The sequence below is a fragment of the Listeria farberi genome (assembly GCF_014229245.1).
GTDB lineage: Bacteria > Bacillota > Bacilli > Lactobacillales > Listeriaceae > Listeria > Listeria farberi.
Genome location: NZ_JAARZJ010000008.1, coordinates 86,490 through 101,572, shown reverse-complemented (window position 1 = coordinate 101,572; position 15,083 = coordinate 86,490). Strand labels below are relative to the sequence as shown.

Genomic DNA, 15,083 nt, shown 5'->3' with positions numbered 1-15,083 from the left:
ATCCTTTCATAGATTGCTTAGTTTTTCCATTTCGGCTTTAGAGAGCCTATGTACGGTCCATTCTGACATTTTTTCTGCACCAATTTTTTCGTAAAAATCCATACCTGATTTGTTTTCATTTAAGCACCACCATTCAAATCTGCCGCAGTCTCGTGCTAAAGCAAGTTTGGATAAATAGCTGAAAAATTTTGTTCCAAAGCCCTTTCCGCGCATTTCTGGAATGATGTAAAGGTCTTCTAAGTATAAGCCTTTTTTGCCAAGTAAAGTAGAAAAATTATGGAAAAAGAGTGCGAAACCAACTGGCTCCCCTTCGTATTCAGCGATAATTACTTCGGCAGATTTTTCTTGAAAAAGGGCTTTGTGTAGGCCAGATTCGGTTGCTACTACGTCTTTTTCAATGCCTTCATGAATTGCAAGTTCGGTAATAAAACGAAGAATTAACTTCGTGTCTTGTTCTGTTCCGTTTCGAAATGTTAGTCGTGTCATCTATCTCTTCCTTTTTGTTGTCGTATTAATTTAAGTATAAGCTAGAGCGCAGGATGTATCAATTAAAAAAATATCTACTATATAATATAAAAAAACTAGGCGCTTTTTGGGCAACCTAGTTTTTTTCGTATTTTATTTTTTTAAGTCTTGAATACAGGTTGCTTTATCTGTTGCCCCGAAGAAGTATGATCCAGCAACGAGGATATCTACACCCGCTTGTTTACATTTTTCTGCAGTTTCGGCATTTACACCACCATCGACTTCGATAACATAGCTGCCGTTATTTTCTCGGCGCCAATTATCAAGATAGCGCATGTTTTCAATCGTTGAATTAATGAATGATTGTCCACCAAAACCTGGATTTACAGTCATTTGTAAAACTAAATCTACGTCGCCCAAAATAGCATCCAGCACACTCGCCGGAGTTCCCGGATTAAGCACGACTCCCGCTTTACAGCCCGCTGCTTTAATTTGTTGAATGACGCGGTGGATGTGCGGTGCTGCTTCGATGTGTACGGAAATAATGTGTGCTCCAGCTGCTGCAAATTTTTCAATATAGTTTTCTGGGTTTGAGAGCATTAAGTGGACATCCAGTGGAATAGTCGCCGTTTTATTAATTTGCTCGACCATATCAATTCCAAACGTTAGATTCGGCACAAAATGTCCATCCATGACATCGATATGAAGGTAGTCAGCGCCAGCCTGTTCTGCTTCTTTAATAGAATTTGCCATATTCATATAATCAGCTGCAAGTAGAGACGGGGCTACGAATGTCATACGCGCACACCGGCTTTCGCAATCATAGCTTCGACACGATTCGCCACATTTTCTGGCGTAAATCCATAAGCGTTAAACAAATCTTTCGCAGGGGCAGATGCGCCGAAGTGATCGATTCCTAACATATCGCCTTCTGATCCAATAAATTCTTTCCAACCAAATGTTGCCCCAGCTTCAATCGCAAATCTCGCTGTGACTTCTTTTGGTAAAATGCTTTCTTTATAAGCATCGGTTGTTTTTTCAAAGCGTTCCCAGCTCGATAAACTGACAACTGACACGTCTAAGTCTTTTTTCGCAAGTTCATTTTTTGCTTCGATGGCAAGGGACACTTCGGATCCTGTTGCGATAATGATAGCGTCTGGTTTGGAACCATTTGCTGGTGCTACGATATATGCACCTTTTTCGACGCCTGCATCTACTTCTTCTTGGTCATTTTCAAGTACTGGTAAGTCTTGGCGTGATAATACAAGTGCGATTGGACCGTGCGTGTTGGTCGCAGCAATTTCCCAAGCCGCGCGAGTTTCTTTGGCATCGGCTGGACGGATAACTGTTAGGCCTGGCATGGCACGGAGCGAGGCTAGTTGTTCGATTGGTTCATGTGTCGGGCCGTCTTCACCTACAGCGATACTGTCATGCGTGAATACATATGTTACTGGAAGTTGCATTAAAGCAGCCATCCGCATTGCTGGACGGACATAGTCTGAGAAGACGAAGAAAGTGGAGCCAAATACTCGCAAACCGCTATGAAGTGCCATTCCGTTCAACATTGCTCCCATCGCAAATTCGCGCACACCGAACCAGATATTTTTACCAGCTGGGTCTTGAATGCTGTATGCTGGGCTCGCATCAATAAATGTTTTATTCGAGCACCCTAAGTCAGCGGATCCCCCGAACAGTTCTGGTAATTCGGCTGCAATTGCGTTAATCATTTTTCCAGAAGCAGAGCGCGTTGCGACATTTGTACCTGCTTCGAAAGTTGGCAAATTGGCGTTCCAATCAGCTGCTACTTTTCCCGCTAACACGCGGTCTAATTGGCTTGCAAGTTCTGGGAATTCTTTTTTGTAATTAGCGAGCATTGTATTCCAAGCGCCCTCTAGTTTTTCTCCGCGCGCTTTGTAATTTCTTAAGTAATCACGGACTTCAGCTGGTACTGTGAAAGGCTCTTCTGCCCATTCGTAATGCTCTTTTGCACCATTTGCTTCTTTTTCACCAAGCGGAGCACCGTGACTTGCGGAGCTGCCTGCTTTTGTTGGTGCGCCATAACCGATGACTGTTTTCACTTCGATTAGTGTTGGCTTCGATGTTTCTAATTTAGCTTGAACAATTTTTTCTTGAATAGCAGCTAAATTGTTGCCGTCTTCTACGCGTAAAACTTGCCAGCCGTATGCACGGAAACGGTCTGCTGCATTTTCACTGAACGTTGCACTTAAATCGCCATCTAAACAAATATCATTGGAATCGTATAATACGATTAATTTTCCAAGCCCTAAATGTCCTGCAAGTGAGGCTGTTTCTGAAGCCACACCTTCCATCAAGTCTCCGTCACCGCAAATTGCATATGTGTAATGGTCAACAATTGGATAATTAGGTTGGTTATATTCAGCCGCTAAATGAGATTCCGCAAGCGCCATACCAGCAGCCATACCAATCCCTTGTCCAAGCGGGCCACTCGTTGCATCAACTCCCGCAGTCCATCCAAATTCAGGGTGTCCTGGTGTCAAACTATCTAATTGACGGAACTGTTTTAAGTCCTCCATTTTTACATCATAACCAAATAAATGAAGCATGCTATAAAGTAGTGCGGACCCGTGTCCTGCTGATAAAACAAATCGGTCGCGGTTAAACCATTCTGGGTTAGCTGGGTTAAATACTAAATGTTTCGCAAATAGCATATACGCCATTGGAGCTGCTCCCATCGGCATTCCTGGGTGTCCTGAGTTTGCTTTCTCAATCATATCAATGGATAACGAACGAATCGTGTCTACTGCTTGTCTATCTAGTGTTTTTTTCAAAACTGTCATCTCCCTCAAATTGTTTGTGCTTTATTACACATGTTTTTCTACGTCTGACCAAATGCGTACTAGTCTTTCTGCATAACTCGTTTTATCTCGGTCATGAAATAACGCGGATGTGCCTAGTACATAAATGTCTGGTAGACAATCTCGCATCAAGCCTACTGTTTCTTTATTAATATTGCCATCTACTTCGATAAGCGGCGCATGCACTTTCCCTTCTAGTTTTGCTTTTAAATCATGCAGTTTTTGTAATACATTTGTTTGAAATTTTTGCCCTGCAAACCCAGGATTTACCGTCATCATTAACACCATTTCGACATCATCTAAATACGGGTAAATGGCTTCAATCGGGGTTTCCGGATTTATCGCAATCGATGGTTTAATATTGTAAGAACGAATTTTTCGGATTACTTCTGACACATCTTCTGCTACTTCCACGTGAAACGAAATATATTCAGGTTTCGCAGTGGCATACATGTCAATATATTTAAGTGGGGTAATCGTAGCCAAATGTATGTCTAAGGGGATTTCTGTGTTATTTCGCACTATTTCCAAATATTCTGGACCTAGTGCTAGATTATTCACATATATACCGTCCATCACATCGCAGTGTAGTAGTTCCACGCCAGCAGATTCGAGGCGCTGGAGCTCATCACCTAAATGTAGTTGGTCTGCACACATAATTGAAGCGGCTATTTTTCTCATTTCCATCCTCACTTTCTTTCAAGTTCAGTAATTTTATCCAAGCGACGTTTATGACGATCTCCTGCAAATGATGCCTCAAGCCAAGTATCAACAAGTAAAAGAGCCAATCCTTCGCCGATAACGCGTTCGCCTAGGCAGAGAACATTGCTATTATTATGTTCACGAGTAGCACGCGCTGAAAAAGTATCAGAAACAACTGCTGCACGGATTCCATCTACTTTGTTAGCAGCGATACTCATACCAATTCCAGTCCCACAGCACAAAATCCCAAGATCAGCTTGTCCGCTTACTACTTGATTCGCAACTTCTTCCGCATAAGACGGAAAATCGACACTTTCGTCTGTATATGTTCCAATATCAACAACTTCAATATCTTTTTCACGTAAATGTTTCACAATGGCATCTTTTAGTCTACGTCCGCCGTGGTCGCAACCAATTGTTAATTTCATTTAATTTCACCTTCATTAATAGATTTTTTTCTTTTAACGTCTTATAATGAAATGGAACCGAGAACATACGCGAATATGTTCTCGGCTCATTTCTAAGGATGACTACTGTAAAACATCTGAGCCCGAGAAGCTTTGGATTCGTTTGCACGGTTATCCTTTTTTTGATGTTTTTTCATACAGCCCATCCTCCATTATTAAGATTTCACTAATACTTTAATTTCATTTCCTGCCATAACTGCCTCGAAAGCCTCGCGCCAGTCGTCTAAACCATATACTTTAGTAATCATTTTATCCGTATTGATTTTGCCATTAGCAAGTAAATCGAGCGCCAAAATCCAAGAAGATGGTTTTTGCGAACGGCTGCCGATATAAGCAATTTCACGTTGGATAATAGATTCTTCGTCAATTGCATTTTTCTTTTCGGCAAACAGTCCTACTTGAATAAAATCGCCTTTTCTCTTCGTTAGAGGTAATCCTTGGTTTACAGCTGGTACTGCACCTGAACAATCAAATACGCGTTCAGCTCCGTAACCATCCGTCATGCCGAGCACAACTTCAGCTAAGTCTTCTTTTAAGGTATCAACAATCCGGTCCATTCCAAGTTCTTTTGCTAGACGTAAGCGGTCGCTATCCTTGGTAATTCCTGCCATGATTACCGTTGCCCCTTGCGCTTTTACAACTTGAGCGAGTAATAAACCAATTGGACCAGGTCCGAAAACAAGTACTGTGTCATCTGGACGAATCGTTGTTTTTTCAAGCGCTGAATGCACGCAACATGCAAGCGGTTCTGTCAGTGCTGCTGCTTCTAGCGAAATACGTTCATCAAGCACGTGACAACTTTCCTCGCGAGACAAAACAAATTCTGCAAAACTACCATTTGCTTGCGTACCAATGCCGCGACGATTGCTACATAAATTGTAATCATGTTCTTTACAATAAATACATTCTCCACAAGTTTCAAAAGTTGTTTCACTTGTGACGCGGTCTCCCACTTTGATACTTGTCACATCTGGACCAACTTCCACAACGACACCAGAAAATTCATGTCCCAGTGTGACAGGGGTTGTTGGATTTTTGTATTCACCTTTAAACGTATGGATATCTGATCCGCAAATACCTGTAAATGCTACTTTTATCTTTACTTTGTCGCCATAAACTTGTGGTTCTTCCACGTCTCTTAGCTCCATTTGATCATATCCGGGATTTGTTTTTACTACTGCTTTCAAATTAATCGTCACCTTTCTGCGGCAATATCATCACTTTGTTATAATCATGCTCTCTGGAAAGAATCATATCAAACGCTTCTTTCGTTTCCTCTAGCTTATAACGATGCGAAATTAGTGGTTTCAGCTTAATTCGACCTTGTTTCACAAATTCAATCGATGTACGCCACTCCTCACCTGGGAATGGTGCCGAGTAAGAATTCCAAAAACCTTTAAGCGTAAGTTCACGTCTAAATATATTTTCAAAAGCTTCTTCGTGTAAAAGTACATCTGCGTAAGCTATTCCTAGAAATCCAACTTTACCTTTTTTCTTCGTTACAAGAAGGCATTGTTCTTGGGTGATTTTCGAGCCAGCACATTCTAGCGCAATGTCAGCACCTAGACCATTCGTATAAGCGAAAACTCGTTCTTTCAGGTCTTCATTTTTAGGATTAATGGTATATTTACAACCAAATTCCCGCGCATCCGCTAACTTTTTATCACTGATATCGACAGCGATAATATCTTTCACACCCGCAAGAAGTAAGCATTGTACAACCAAAATCCCGATTGTTCCAATCCCAAATACGATAACTGTATCACCAAGTCTTGGTTCAATTCCAAGTACCCCGTGCATCGATACAGCAAGCGGTTCAATCATCGCACCTTCTTCAAAATCAAGGTCGCCGATAGAAATGACATTGTCTGCTTTCATTACGACATTCTCAGCAAATCCGCCGTGGAAATGTGATCCCACCATCCGGTAGTTATCGCATAGTGCGAAGTCGCCCGCTTTACAATAATTACATTCCATACAAGGCTCGAGCGGAATTCCTGCGACACGGTCACCGATAGCTACGTTTGTTACTTCGCTACCAATTTCTGTAATTACGCCTGCGAATTCATGTCCCATTACAGCAGGCAGTGGGTATTTCCAGCGTGTTTGCATTTTATGAATATCCGATCCACATATTCCAACTGCTTTTACTTCGACACGAACTTGATCTTTTCCACAAGTCGCTTCATCAATTTGTTCTGCTTTTATTACATTATTCTCGTATAACACAGCTGCTCTCATGTTACTATCACCTCTTCTATATCATTAAAACAAAACTTAGAAAATAGCTGCCCAAGCTTGAGAGAATTTAAGAATAACCCAGTTAAAGAAGTTACCACCCATATCAAGTGTACTAACTTGTGTTGCTCCTTTAGGGAATTCGTAAACACCTTTCATCATTTCTGTATGCACAAGACCGAAGTCAGTTGCCATAAGAAGCGCTAGTGCAATAACTACAGTTCCAGCTAAAACAGAGTGAAGAATGTTACCTTTACGAGATGCTACTACGAAAGATACGTAGAATGGAATAGTTGCCAAGTCACCAAAAGGAAGTACTTTGTTACCAGGAATGATAACCGCTAAGAAAAGAGTGATTGGAACAAGGATTAAACCAGTAGAAATATTCGCTGGGTGACCAATTGAAAGTGCTGCATCAAGTCCGATATAAAGTTCGCGGCCTTTGAAACGAGATTTCATGAATTCACGAGCGGATTCTGAAATTGGAATTAAACCTTCCATTAAAATTTTAACCATACGAGGCATTAAGAACATTACCGCACCCATGGACATACCAAGTTGTGCCACTGCCCCAACGTCATAGCCTGCAAGAATACCGATTGCAATACCTAGAATAAGACCCATCATCATTGGTTCCCCGAAAATACCAAAACGTTTTTGAATAGTTTCTGGGTCAACATGGATGTTTTTAATACCAGGGATTTTAGCGATTAGCCAACCAACCGGAATACCGATGAAACCGAATGCTGCTGTAGAACCTGTTGGTAAGGAGATCCCTTTTAAGCCATAAAATTCTTCTACCATAGGTTGTGTTCTGTCTGCCATCCAAAGAACAGCAACTTCATAGATAATCGCACAAAGAATCGCGAACCACCAGTTACCACCAGTTACGATATAACCAGTCGCGCCTGCTGCGATAAAGTGCCAGTAGTTCCAAATATCAATATCAAGTGTTTTCGTAACTTTGAAGAAAATAAGTGCTAAGTTAACTACCAAACAGATTGGAATTAGAATTGCTGCAACTGGAGAAGCCCATGAAGCCGCGGCTGCTGCTGGCCAACCTGCATCAATAATTGTTAAATTCAGTCCAAAACGCTCAACCATTTGTTGTGCTGCCGGACCTAAGTTACTAGATAGTAAACTGATAACAAGGTTAATACCTACAAACCCGATACCAATCGTAATCGCTGAACGAAGCGCTTTCTTTGCTGGTACTCGGAAAATTAATGCAATAAAGAAAATCATAATAGGCAAAATAACTGTAGGCCCCAAGTTTAAAACATACTGTACTCCTGACAGAAGTGTATCCATTTAATATTTCCTCCTTTTTTTCTCTGTTTAATGATGATTTCTAAACTCCCTTGCGCAGCCTTTATTTAAGGTGCGCAAGTATTTCTTCGTCAAGCTCTTCCATACCCATACCAGTGATATAAGAAGTTGCAATAATAGCTGGGATTTTGTAAGTTGTTGGTAAAATAGTTGTTGATACGATTAAATCTGCTCCATCTTGCATGGATGCTGCTTCTGAGATTTTAATTTGTTTTACTTCTGCATCCACATTGTTTTCTTTTACCAAACGTTCTACTCTGTCCGTTACTACTGTTGATGTTGCAATTCCTGCTCCACAAGCTACCAAAATTTTAAATTGTCCCATGATAAATTCCTCCTAATTAATTGCTGCGATTTCCCGCGGCTAATTTCCCTGTTTTTTTAAACGGTAATAGTTTCTAAAATTTGTTTTACTTCGTCTTCATCTTTCGCTCTGAGTAATGCGGCTACATTGTCTTTATCTTGAATCGTCCCCATCAATTGCTGAAGTACCGCGAGCTGGCTGTGAGGTTCATTTAGTCCGAGTACGAAAATCAAATTCGCTTCAACCGTTTGACCAGCATCTTCCATTAATTTAAATGGAATGCCCTCTTTCACAGTGATTACGGCGATAAATTGTTCCGTAACGCATTCTGGATCCGTGTGCGGTAATGCCACGCCGTATCCATCTAATTTTAGCCCCGTTGGAAAGGTTTGTTCACGGTCTGTTAGTCTTGTTAAAAAGTCATCCGTTACATATCCTTCAGACTTTCCACTTTCTGCGACCATTTGGAATAGGTCCTCTTGTTTCTCGATATCCGATTGAACCCAAACCATTCCTTTTTTCAAAAATTGTACTAAATCCATTACGAAATCCTCCTGTAATTCTTTCTGACTTCTCTACATTGTCTTTTTTGTTTCCAAGTCCGTGAAGTTTTTAATTATTTGGTGCATTTCTTCTGTATTTCTGGCATCCGCAAGTTTTTTCAGTTCTTTTTTGTTCTCCGATAATTCCATCAATTGTAGTAAAGCTGTGAAGTGAGCATTTTTATCTATGGCTGCAATGACGACGATAAAATGTAGCTCTTTACCACCTTCTAACGGCAAGCCTTCCTCTACATATAACAAGCTCATTCCGAGGCTATTTACTCCTTTTTCCGTTTCAGCATGAGGGATAGCTATCGTATTACGGAGAATGATGTTCATAATCGGTGCCGGATATTGCCGTTTCATTTCTTCCACATAGGCTGGCTCCACCACTCCCGCTGAAAGTAACGGTAAAGCTGCATCATAAATTGCTTCATGCCAGTCTTTCACAGATTTCTTACGTGTGATTCGTGTTACTTCAAGCAAATCTGCGAGTGTGCTTTTGCCTGTGTGTTTGGATATGTTTTCTTCTGGTACTGGCATTAAATAGTCTGCTAGCACTTTTTCAAGACGGGCAGCATCTTTAATATCAGCAAATTTGGAAATAGTTTTCATTAATTGGTCGACGCTGATATTCACCTCATCCACTAAGTAAACAGACCGCATCACCCGGCGTCTAAGCTCGAGGCGCTCTTTTCCATCCATCAATTGATTAATTAGGAAAAATTTCTTATCGGTCGAAAGTGGCACTGCGGAAAATACAATGTCATAGCCTAACTTTGTTTGTTCAAATTCTCGAATCGACATCGCTTGATAGAAAAATATTTCTGGGAAAAGGCTTCGTAATGTTTTTTCCATCAATCTCGAAATCGACAATCCATTCGGACAAACCACGACTGCTTTTAGCCTTGTTTGCAATTTTTCCGTGGATTCGATTAAATGCCCTCCAATAAAAAGGGTAATAAATATACTTTCATTTTCAGGAACTTTGCTACCAATAAAACGTTCTAATGGCCTGAGCGACTCTTTCACGATGTAATGCACGGCTTGGAATTCTTGATCAATCTTGTCTAAAATGCTGTAATCTGTTGTAAGATGATACTTAATCCGATAATACGCAGGTTTAATATGTGCAAATAATTTTTCAAGTAACGATTCTTTGTCTACTAGTTGAATACAAGCCTTTTTCTCAAATTCGCTTAGAACTTGTTCCAGCGCCAGTCTTAACTTATGTGTTTCCTCCGATTTCAAATATTGTTTCGGAAGTACATTGGAAGTTAAAAGCTGTAATGTGATGTACATACGCTCTGCTTCTGGCATAGTTGGCTCTTCTTCAATAAAAATCTCTGCTGCTCCGTATTCCCGAGTATCTGACAATTCATTGTAGTCAATCAGGAAAGATGTCGTAATTGTTTGCCCCTTCTTCATCCGCCGAAAAACAGCTTCTAAAATGTAAGGCAGTATTTGCATTTTATTGTCAATAAAATGCAAATTTAAGTGATGCTCCACTTGTTCCAATTTTTCCCGAAGCTCTTTAATTCTTGCTTCGTCCACTTGCATGAAATCCTGTAAATACTCTTCGCCACCAAAACTTTCTATAATGTGTTCTGCCGCATAAATGAGTGCTGTTCGCTGATTCCACTCATCTCCCTCAATTAAATAGCCACGCATCCGCGAATATTTTACTTCAAGATTGAATTTATCGAGTGTTTTCTGTACCAGCTTCAAATCTCGTAATACGGTGTTCTTACTCACCTCCAGCTCGCTTATAAAGTGATTAAGGGATAACTCTTCACTTCCTGTTGTTAACATGAGGATGATTAAACTGGCGCGTTCCTTTTCTGACGGAATATACCAATCTGTTTTTTCGCCATCTTCCTCACCAATGATTTGAAACAGGTCAGGTTCTACGATAAATCGACCATTTGCAGCACGATGAATCTTCGGATAAGTCTGTTCTTCTAGCCAGTTGTTAATTTTTTGGAAACTATAGTCGACTTGTCTTCGAGTTAAACCGAATTTGGCTTGTAAGTTCGTACTCGATGTGTCAGGATGTCGTAAGAGTTCTTTTAAAAGTGAATTACTTCTCTCATCCAAATACATGTTAGTTCCCTCCTGTTCGTTTTAATTATAAATCTAAATCTAATAAAAATGTACACGCTTTCATCCCAATAACTTGCGGAAAGAATGTACATCATTGGGCTTTACTTGTGACTTTTTTAACAAACCTGTTATTTGTAAATATGCAAAAGTTACTTGTAAAGCTTGCTATATAGCGTGATTATGAAACTTCTGGAAGAGAGGTAAAATTTGCTTTGAAACAAAAATGAGAATGAAGTAATGGAGTTTTGCGGGGCGTTGTTTCTTCTTAATCATACAAAAGATAAACGGTTCTTTCTATACGTTTTGTAAAAAATCACGCAAAAAAAGGCACAAATGATAAAAAATACCATTCGTGCCATAGTCAGTGTACCTATTTTCTTTTTTGCTTATCCACTCTAAGCAAACTTTTGTTGAAGTTCTTAAAAGGTGCTGCGCGTTTCACTTTCATTTTCGGGAATGATTTTAACATTCGTCGTTCATTAAATTTAAGTTTGCGCATGCTGGCAGCAAGTTCTTTGTCTTGTTTACGTTTTGCTTCGATTTCAGCAATTTTCATATCGACATTTTCTTGTTTTTTCAAAAGTCCTTCTTCAAATTCTTTCGCTCGTTCTTTTACACTTGCTTTTAGCTCGTTCGCTTGTGTGTTTAGTTTTTCATTAAATTCAGCAAGTGCTTTTTGGAATGATAGCATACTTGTGACAGATTTAATGGTGTCGATAAGCATCAGAACCACGATAAGCGAAGGAATAATCCAGCCACCCCAGCTTAAAATCCAATCCGCAAATTCAGTGACAAGTGGATGCAAGAAACGTACAACGATAATACAAGCAAATCCCCAAAAAATCGAAATCGGCAAGCAAATTCGTCCTTTTACATTTAGCGGCCAGTTGTGATAATCCCACCATGTTGTATGGAATAATGCTTCCAAAACCGTTGCAGTAATATATTCAATTACCGTACATATAATCATCGAAAAAATAAATAAGGCCCATAAGTTATTTTGAAATGGTAAAATCATCATTAAAACTGCCGTTACCCCAAACCCGTAAATGGGGCAATATGGTCCATAAAGAAAACCACGATACACTAACTTCTTCTCTGAAATCGAGCAAAAAACTTCTTCCCAAGCCCATCCGAGAACAGAATAAATGAAGAAGTATAGGATAAACATATTAATATCCATCTTTTCATCCCCTTTTTGTTTTCTTTTTCACAATCATCTTTATTATAACAGAACTAGGAACTTTTCAACTAAATTAGTCAAAAAGTTCCTAGTTCCGCTTGTTTATATTTGGGTAATTTATTCTTTGCTTCTAAGTAAGCATGGTGAATTAATGCTCGAATCAAGTCTTTATTTTGCTCGTCTTCCAGTAAGACTGAAATCCAAACCCGCTTATTCATATAATAACCTAGCACAACAGTAAGGTTTTCCGCGCGAAGTTTCTCACTTTTTTCAGCATTACACTTCAATGTTAAAATAGGTTTTCCTTCTTTATTCGTCCCTCGCATCGCCATTAATTGGTCAATCACATGGTAACGTTCTGCTTCCCATTCTTCTTTAAAGGAATAGGTTACGCCTGGAAGATTGCTGATTTCATCTCGTATCCAATCAAATTCACTCATTCGCCAGGCTCCAAAATCATGATTTTATTACCATCTGGGTCAAACAAATTAAGTTCGCGCCCACCCCATTCAGCCACACGTGGTTCCGGAGTCACAACACCTAAATCGCGAAGTTCCTGATACATGTCATCCAAATTAGTATCACAAGAGAATACAAATTCCACCTTAGATTCACTTGTTTTGCCCCATTTACCACTATTCCAGACAATAATCCCAGGAGCATTTTCGGAAAAGCCTAGTTTTGCGCCATCGTAATTATCGTATCCTTCAAAGATAAGAGGAATTCCCAGTTTTTCGTGATAAAAGGAGACTAGCTCTGCCGGATTTTGCGTGGAAATATTCGTACAAACAAATTCATTAATCATTTAAAGCACCTCCATATCGATAGTTTAACAAATCAATTTTCTTTTTCATTGTATATTTGCGACATTTTGCAGAAGAATTTGTTTTATTTCGTCTGGCGTGTGATTGCTATATCGCTTAAATTGTTTAATCATATGCGCTTGATCTGAAAAACCATGCAGATAAGCCAGTTCCGCACCTAACACGCTTGGATTTTTATATAAAGACTGCAACACATTTTGAAAACGAATCAATTTTCCAGTTTGTTTTGGTGCGAGTCCCATATGTTTTTGAAAAAGCCGTTCTAACTGTCGCTCAGAGATTACGCCTAGCTTCTGCTGATTTGGATTTCGCAGCAACCCATCTAATTCATTTAAAAAATCGGCATGAACGGGTTTACCAAGCGTCAATAATTTTCGTAATAAAAATTCTTCTAATAAGGTGATTCTTTCGCTATTCGTCGTTGTTTCTGAAAATTCTTCCTGAAAAAATCGGGTGATTCCGCGAAACATATCTTCCGGCTCATTTACTCGGTTCATACTCCCCGCCAAATCTTGTTCGACAAATAAAAACAACGACCACGCATAGAAACGTACTGCAAATAACTCACTACTATTTTCATTATCAGATTCAAACGGCGTATTACTAACTCCAACAAATACAGCATCAGTCACTAACCCTGTTTTCCTATCTATCGTAAAAATAATATCCGCGCATAAATCAGGTACTACTAGATTATTTCCCGGGAAATTCTTATCATCGGCCTCCCAAAAACAACGAATATACCCCGTAAGCCTCGCACTTGGCAGATATTCTTTATAGCCTATACGTTTTGGTGTAGCTACAATTGGATAAAAATTTGTAAGCTTTGCCATAAAGAAACCTCCTTTTCCTCATAGTACCACAAAATTTTCTCTTTAATCATGCTTCTTTCTTTTATTTATGGGTATTAAGTAAATAAGGGGAAAACTTTTGAGAGGGTGATACAAAATGTCTGCTTACAAACGAATTCTTGTTGGTGTTGATGGATCAAACGAAGCGGAAGCCGCACTAAGACGAGCTGTTCAATTTGCCAAAATGGATGGTGCCACGCTTGGTATTGGTTTTGTTGCTGATGTACGCCGAATTGCACCACTAATTGATTATGAGCAAACCTATGCAAAAAAAGCCAAAGCCTACGGAGAAGAATTAGTTGAAATGTACAAAAAAGAGGCCGAAAAAGCTGGTGTCACGCATGTAGAAACTTTTGTTCACTTTGGTACACCAAAAACTACCTTTAATAAAAAAATAACTCGAAATTTTGAACCCGATTTGATTTTAGTAGGCGCAACTGGACTTTCGGTAACGGAGCAATTTATTCTTGGTAGTGTGTCTGAATATACGGCCGCTCATGCACCTTGCGACGTTATTATTGTCCATGCAAAACCTTGGCGCAACAGAAAGACTGTTGAAAAACTCTAATTCATGTATAATGAAGGTATTGATTATACGGCAGGAGGAAAAAAAATGACAGTTAGTAAAGTTGCCATTGCTTCAGACCATGGCGGAATTGAATTACGTAAAAGTATTATTTCTTATCTTGAAAGCGTTGGAATTAGTTATGAAGAATTTGGACCCGAAACACCAGAATCAGTGGATTACCCTGGACTCGCGATTACGGTTAGTGAAAAAGTCGTGAATAATGAAGTTGATCGCGGGATTTTAGTTTGTGGTACAGGTATTGGTATGAGTATTGCGGCTAATAAAGTAAAAGGAATTCGTTGCGCGCTTGTTGGTGATACATTTAGCGCTCATGCAACTCGCGAACATAATGATACAAATGTCCTTGCACTTGGAGCGAGAGTCATAGGTCCAGGACTAGCAGAAGATATTGTCAAAATTTGGTTAGAAACCGAGTATGAAGGTGGCCGGCACGCAAATCGTGTAGGACAAATCACTGCTTATGAAGATAGCCACGCTTAAAAAATTATAACGACCAAGTCTACTTATAGGCTTGGTCTTTTTTTATATTCATTTTATTAATCTTTCACAAATAGTAATTTATTCCCGTTTCTATATCACAAATGAGAACATTTACGCATTGCTAACAAGAACGTTTGTTCGTATAATATATATAAGTAATAGCTAATTA

At 39.6% G+C, this 15,083-nt stretch carries 17 protein-coding genes; 2 read left to right on the top strand and 15 right to left on the bottom strand.

Annotated features, from left to right (window positions below):
- Positions 1-6: 6 nt before the first annotated feature.
- The 15 genes from HCB45_RS08720 to HCB45_RS08650 all read right to left on the bottom strand — a co-directional run bounded on the left by HCB45_RS08720 (position 7) and on the right by HCB45_RS08650 (position 13,827).
- The gene (locus HCB45_RS08720; protein ID WP_185319779.1) at positions 7-486 is read right to left on the bottom strand and encodes a GNAT family N-acetyltransferase; all 480 of its coding nucleotides are present in this window, start codon (positions 484-486) and stop codon (positions 7-9) included.
- 132 nt (positions 487-618) lie between these two features.
- Positions 619-1,263 carry a ribulose-phosphate 3-epimerase gene (gene rpe, locus HCB45_RS08715; protein ID WP_185619599.1) on the bottom strand — a complete coding sequence of 215 codons (645 nt, stop codon included), beginning with the start codon at positions 1,261-1,263 and terminating at the stop codon, positions 619-621.
- Positions 1,260-3,275, bottom strand: coding sequence for a transketolase (gene tkt, locus HCB45_RS08710; RefSeq protein WP_185319777.1), 2,016 nt, complete (start codon positions 3,273-3,275; stop codon positions 1,260-1,262). Before tkt ends, rpe begins: the two co-directional genes overlap by 4 nt.
- A gap of 33 nt (positions 3,276-3,308) precedes the next feature.
- Entirely contained in the window at positions 3,309-3,983 is a 675-nt protein-coding gene (locus tag HCB45_RS08705; protein ID WP_185319776.1) for a ribulose-phosphate 3-epimerase, read from the bottom strand.
- Between the two features lie 8 nt (positions 3,984-3,991).
- Positions 3,992-4,432, bottom strand: a complete 441-nt coding sequence (gene rpiB, locus HCB45_RS08700) for a ribose 5-phosphate isomerase B (RefSeq protein WP_003764201.1) — start codon at positions 4,430-4,432, stop codon at positions 3,992-3,994.
- A gap of 194 nt (positions 4,433-4,626) precedes the next feature.
- The gene (locus HCB45_RS08695) at positions 4,627-5,658 is read right to left on the bottom strand and encodes a zinc-binding dehydrogenase (RefSeq protein ID WP_185319775.1); all 1,032 of its coding nucleotides are present in this window, start codon (positions 5,656-5,658) and stop codon (positions 4,627-4,629) included.
- 1 nt (position 5,659) lies between these two features.
- Complete coding sequence (locus HCB45_RS08690; protein ID WP_185319774.1) at positions 5,660-6,712, bottom strand: galactitol-1-phosphate 5-dehydrogenase; 1,053 nt, start codon at positions 6,710-6,712, stop codon at positions 5,660-5,662.
- Positions 6,713-6,748: 36 nt separating this feature from the next.
- Positions 6,749-8,020, bottom strand: a complete 1,272-nt coding sequence (locus HCB45_RS08685) for a PTS galactitol transporter subunit IIC (protein WP_003722022.1) — start codon at positions 8,018-8,020, stop codon at positions 6,749-6,751.
- Between the two features lie 61 nt (positions 8,021-8,081).
- Positions 8,082-8,363, bottom strand: a complete 282-nt coding sequence (locus HCB45_RS08680; protein WP_003722023.1) for a PTS sugar transporter subunit IIB — start codon at positions 8,361-8,363, stop codon at positions 8,082-8,084.
- A gap of 56 nt (positions 8,364-8,419) precedes the next feature.
- Positions 8,420-8,884 carry a PTS sugar transporter subunit IIA gene (locus HCB45_RS08675; RefSeq protein WP_070235154.1) on the bottom strand — a complete coding sequence of 155 codons (465 nt, stop codon included), beginning with the start codon at positions 8,882-8,884 and terminating at the stop codon, positions 8,420-8,422.
- A gap of 33 nt (positions 8,885-8,917) precedes the next feature.
- Complete coding sequence (locus HCB45_RS08670; RefSeq protein ID WP_185619597.1) at positions 8,918-10,987, bottom strand: BglG family transcription antiterminator; 2,070 nt, start codon at positions 10,985-10,987, stop codon at positions 8,918-8,920.
- Positions 10,988-11,357: 370 nt separating this feature from the next.
- Complete coding sequence (locus HCB45_RS08665; protein ID WP_185619595.1) at positions 11,358-12,170, bottom strand: putative ABC transporter permease; 813 nt, start codon at positions 12,168-12,170, stop codon at positions 11,358-11,360.
- 77 nt (positions 12,171-12,247) lie between these two features.
- Positions 12,248-12,610, bottom strand: a complete 363-nt coding sequence (locus HCB45_RS08660) for an MmcQ/YjbR family DNA-binding protein (RefSeq protein ID WP_185619593.1) — start codon at positions 12,608-12,610, stop codon at positions 12,248-12,250.
- Positions 12,607-12,975 carry a VOC family protein gene (locus tag HCB45_RS08655; protein WP_185319770.1) on the bottom strand — a complete coding sequence of 123 codons (369 nt, stop codon included), beginning with the start codon at positions 12,973-12,975 and terminating at the stop codon, positions 12,607-12,609. Before HCB45_RS08655 ends, HCB45_RS08660 begins: the two co-directional genes overlap by 4 nt.
- A 45-nt stretch (positions 12,976-13,020) precedes the next feature.
- Positions 13,021-13,827 (bottom strand): helix-turn-helix domain-containing protein, encoded by an 807-nt coding sequence (locus tag HCB45_RS08650; RefSeq protein ID WP_185619591.1) that lies wholly within the window; start codon positions 13,825-13,827, stop codon positions 13,021-13,023.
- 115 nt (positions 13,828-13,942) lie between these two features.
- On the opposite strand from HCB45_RS08650, the gene HCB45_RS08645 reads away from it, so the two are divergent.
- Both HCB45_RS08645 and rpiB (HCB45_RS08640) read left to right on the top strand, forming a co-directional pair.
- Entirely contained in the window at positions 13,943-14,413 is a 471-nt protein-coding gene (locus HCB45_RS08645; RefSeq protein ID WP_185319768.1) for a universal stress protein, read from the top strand.
- Between the two features lie 45 nt (positions 14,414-14,458).
- Entirely contained in the window at positions 14,459-14,914 is a 456-nt protein-coding gene (gene rpiB / locus HCB45_RS08640; protein WP_185619589.1) for a ribose 5-phosphate isomerase B, read from the top strand.
- Positions 14,915-15,083 lie beyond the last annotated feature (169 nt).

What these genes read in the sequence shown, in the direction of transcription:
- rpiB (WP_003764201.1), bottom strand. Translation starts at nt 4,432, where the DNA reads ATGAAATTAACAATTGGTTGCGACCACGGCGGACGTAGACTAAAAGAT.
- HCB45_RS08645 (WP_185319768.1), top strand. Translation starts at nt 13,943, where the DNA reads ATGTCTGCTTACAAACGAATTCTTGTTGGTGTTGATGGATCAAACGAA.
- HCB45_RS08660 (WP_185619593.1), bottom strand. Translation starts at nt 12,610, where the DNA reads ATGAGTGAATTTGATTGGATACGAGATGAAATCAGCAATCTTCCAGGC.
- HCB45_RS08665 (WP_185619595.1), bottom strand. Translation starts at nt 12,170, where the DNA reads ATGGATATTAATATGTTTATCCTATACTTCTTCATTTATTCTGTTCTC.
- HCB45_RS08720 (WP_185319779.1), bottom strand. Translation starts at nt 486, where the DNA reads ATGACACGACTAACATTTCGAAACGGAACAGAACAAGACACGAAGTTA.
- HCB45_RS08680 (WP_003722023.1), bottom strand. Translation starts at nt 8,363, where the DNA reads ATGGGACAATTTAAAATTTTGGTAGCTTGTGGAGCAGGAATTGCAACA.
- HCB45_RS08655 (WP_185319770.1), bottom strand. Translation starts at nt 12,975, where the DNA reads ATGATTAATGAATTTGTTTGTACGAATATTTCCACGCAAAATCCGGCA.
- HCB45_RS08670 (WP_185619597.1), bottom strand. Translation starts at nt 10,987, where the DNA reads ATGTATTTGGATGAGAGAAGTAATTCACTTTTAAAAGAACTCTTACGA.
- rpiB (WP_185619589.1), top strand. Translation starts at nt 14,459, where the DNA reads ATGACAGTTAGTAAAGTTGCCATTGCTTCAGACCATGGCGGAATTGAA.
- HCB45_RS08690 (WP_185319774.1), bottom strand. Translation starts at nt 6,712, where the DNA reads ATGAGAGCAGCTGTGTTATACGAGAATAATGTAATAAAAGCAGAACAA.
- rpe (WP_185619599.1), bottom strand. Translation starts at nt 1,263, where the DNA reads ATGACATTCGTAGCCCCGTCTCTACTTGCAGCTGATTATATGAATATG.
- HCB45_RS08650 (WP_185619591.1), bottom strand. Translation starts at nt 13,827, where the DNA reads ATGGCAAAGCTTACAAATTTTTATCCAATTGTAGCTACACCAAAACGT.
- HCB45_RS08685 (WP_003722022.1), bottom strand. Translation starts at nt 8,020, where the DNA reads ATGGATACACTTCTGTCAGGAGTACAGTATGTTTTAAACTTGGGGCCT.
- HCB45_RS08675 (WP_070235154.1), bottom strand. Translation starts at nt 8,884, where the DNA reads ATGGATTTAGTACAATTTTTGAAAAAAGGAATGGTTTGGGTTCAATCG.
- HCB45_RS08705 (WP_185319776.1), bottom strand. Translation starts at nt 3,983, where the DNA reads ATGAGAAAAATAGCCGCTTCAATTATGTGTGCAGACCAACTACATTTA.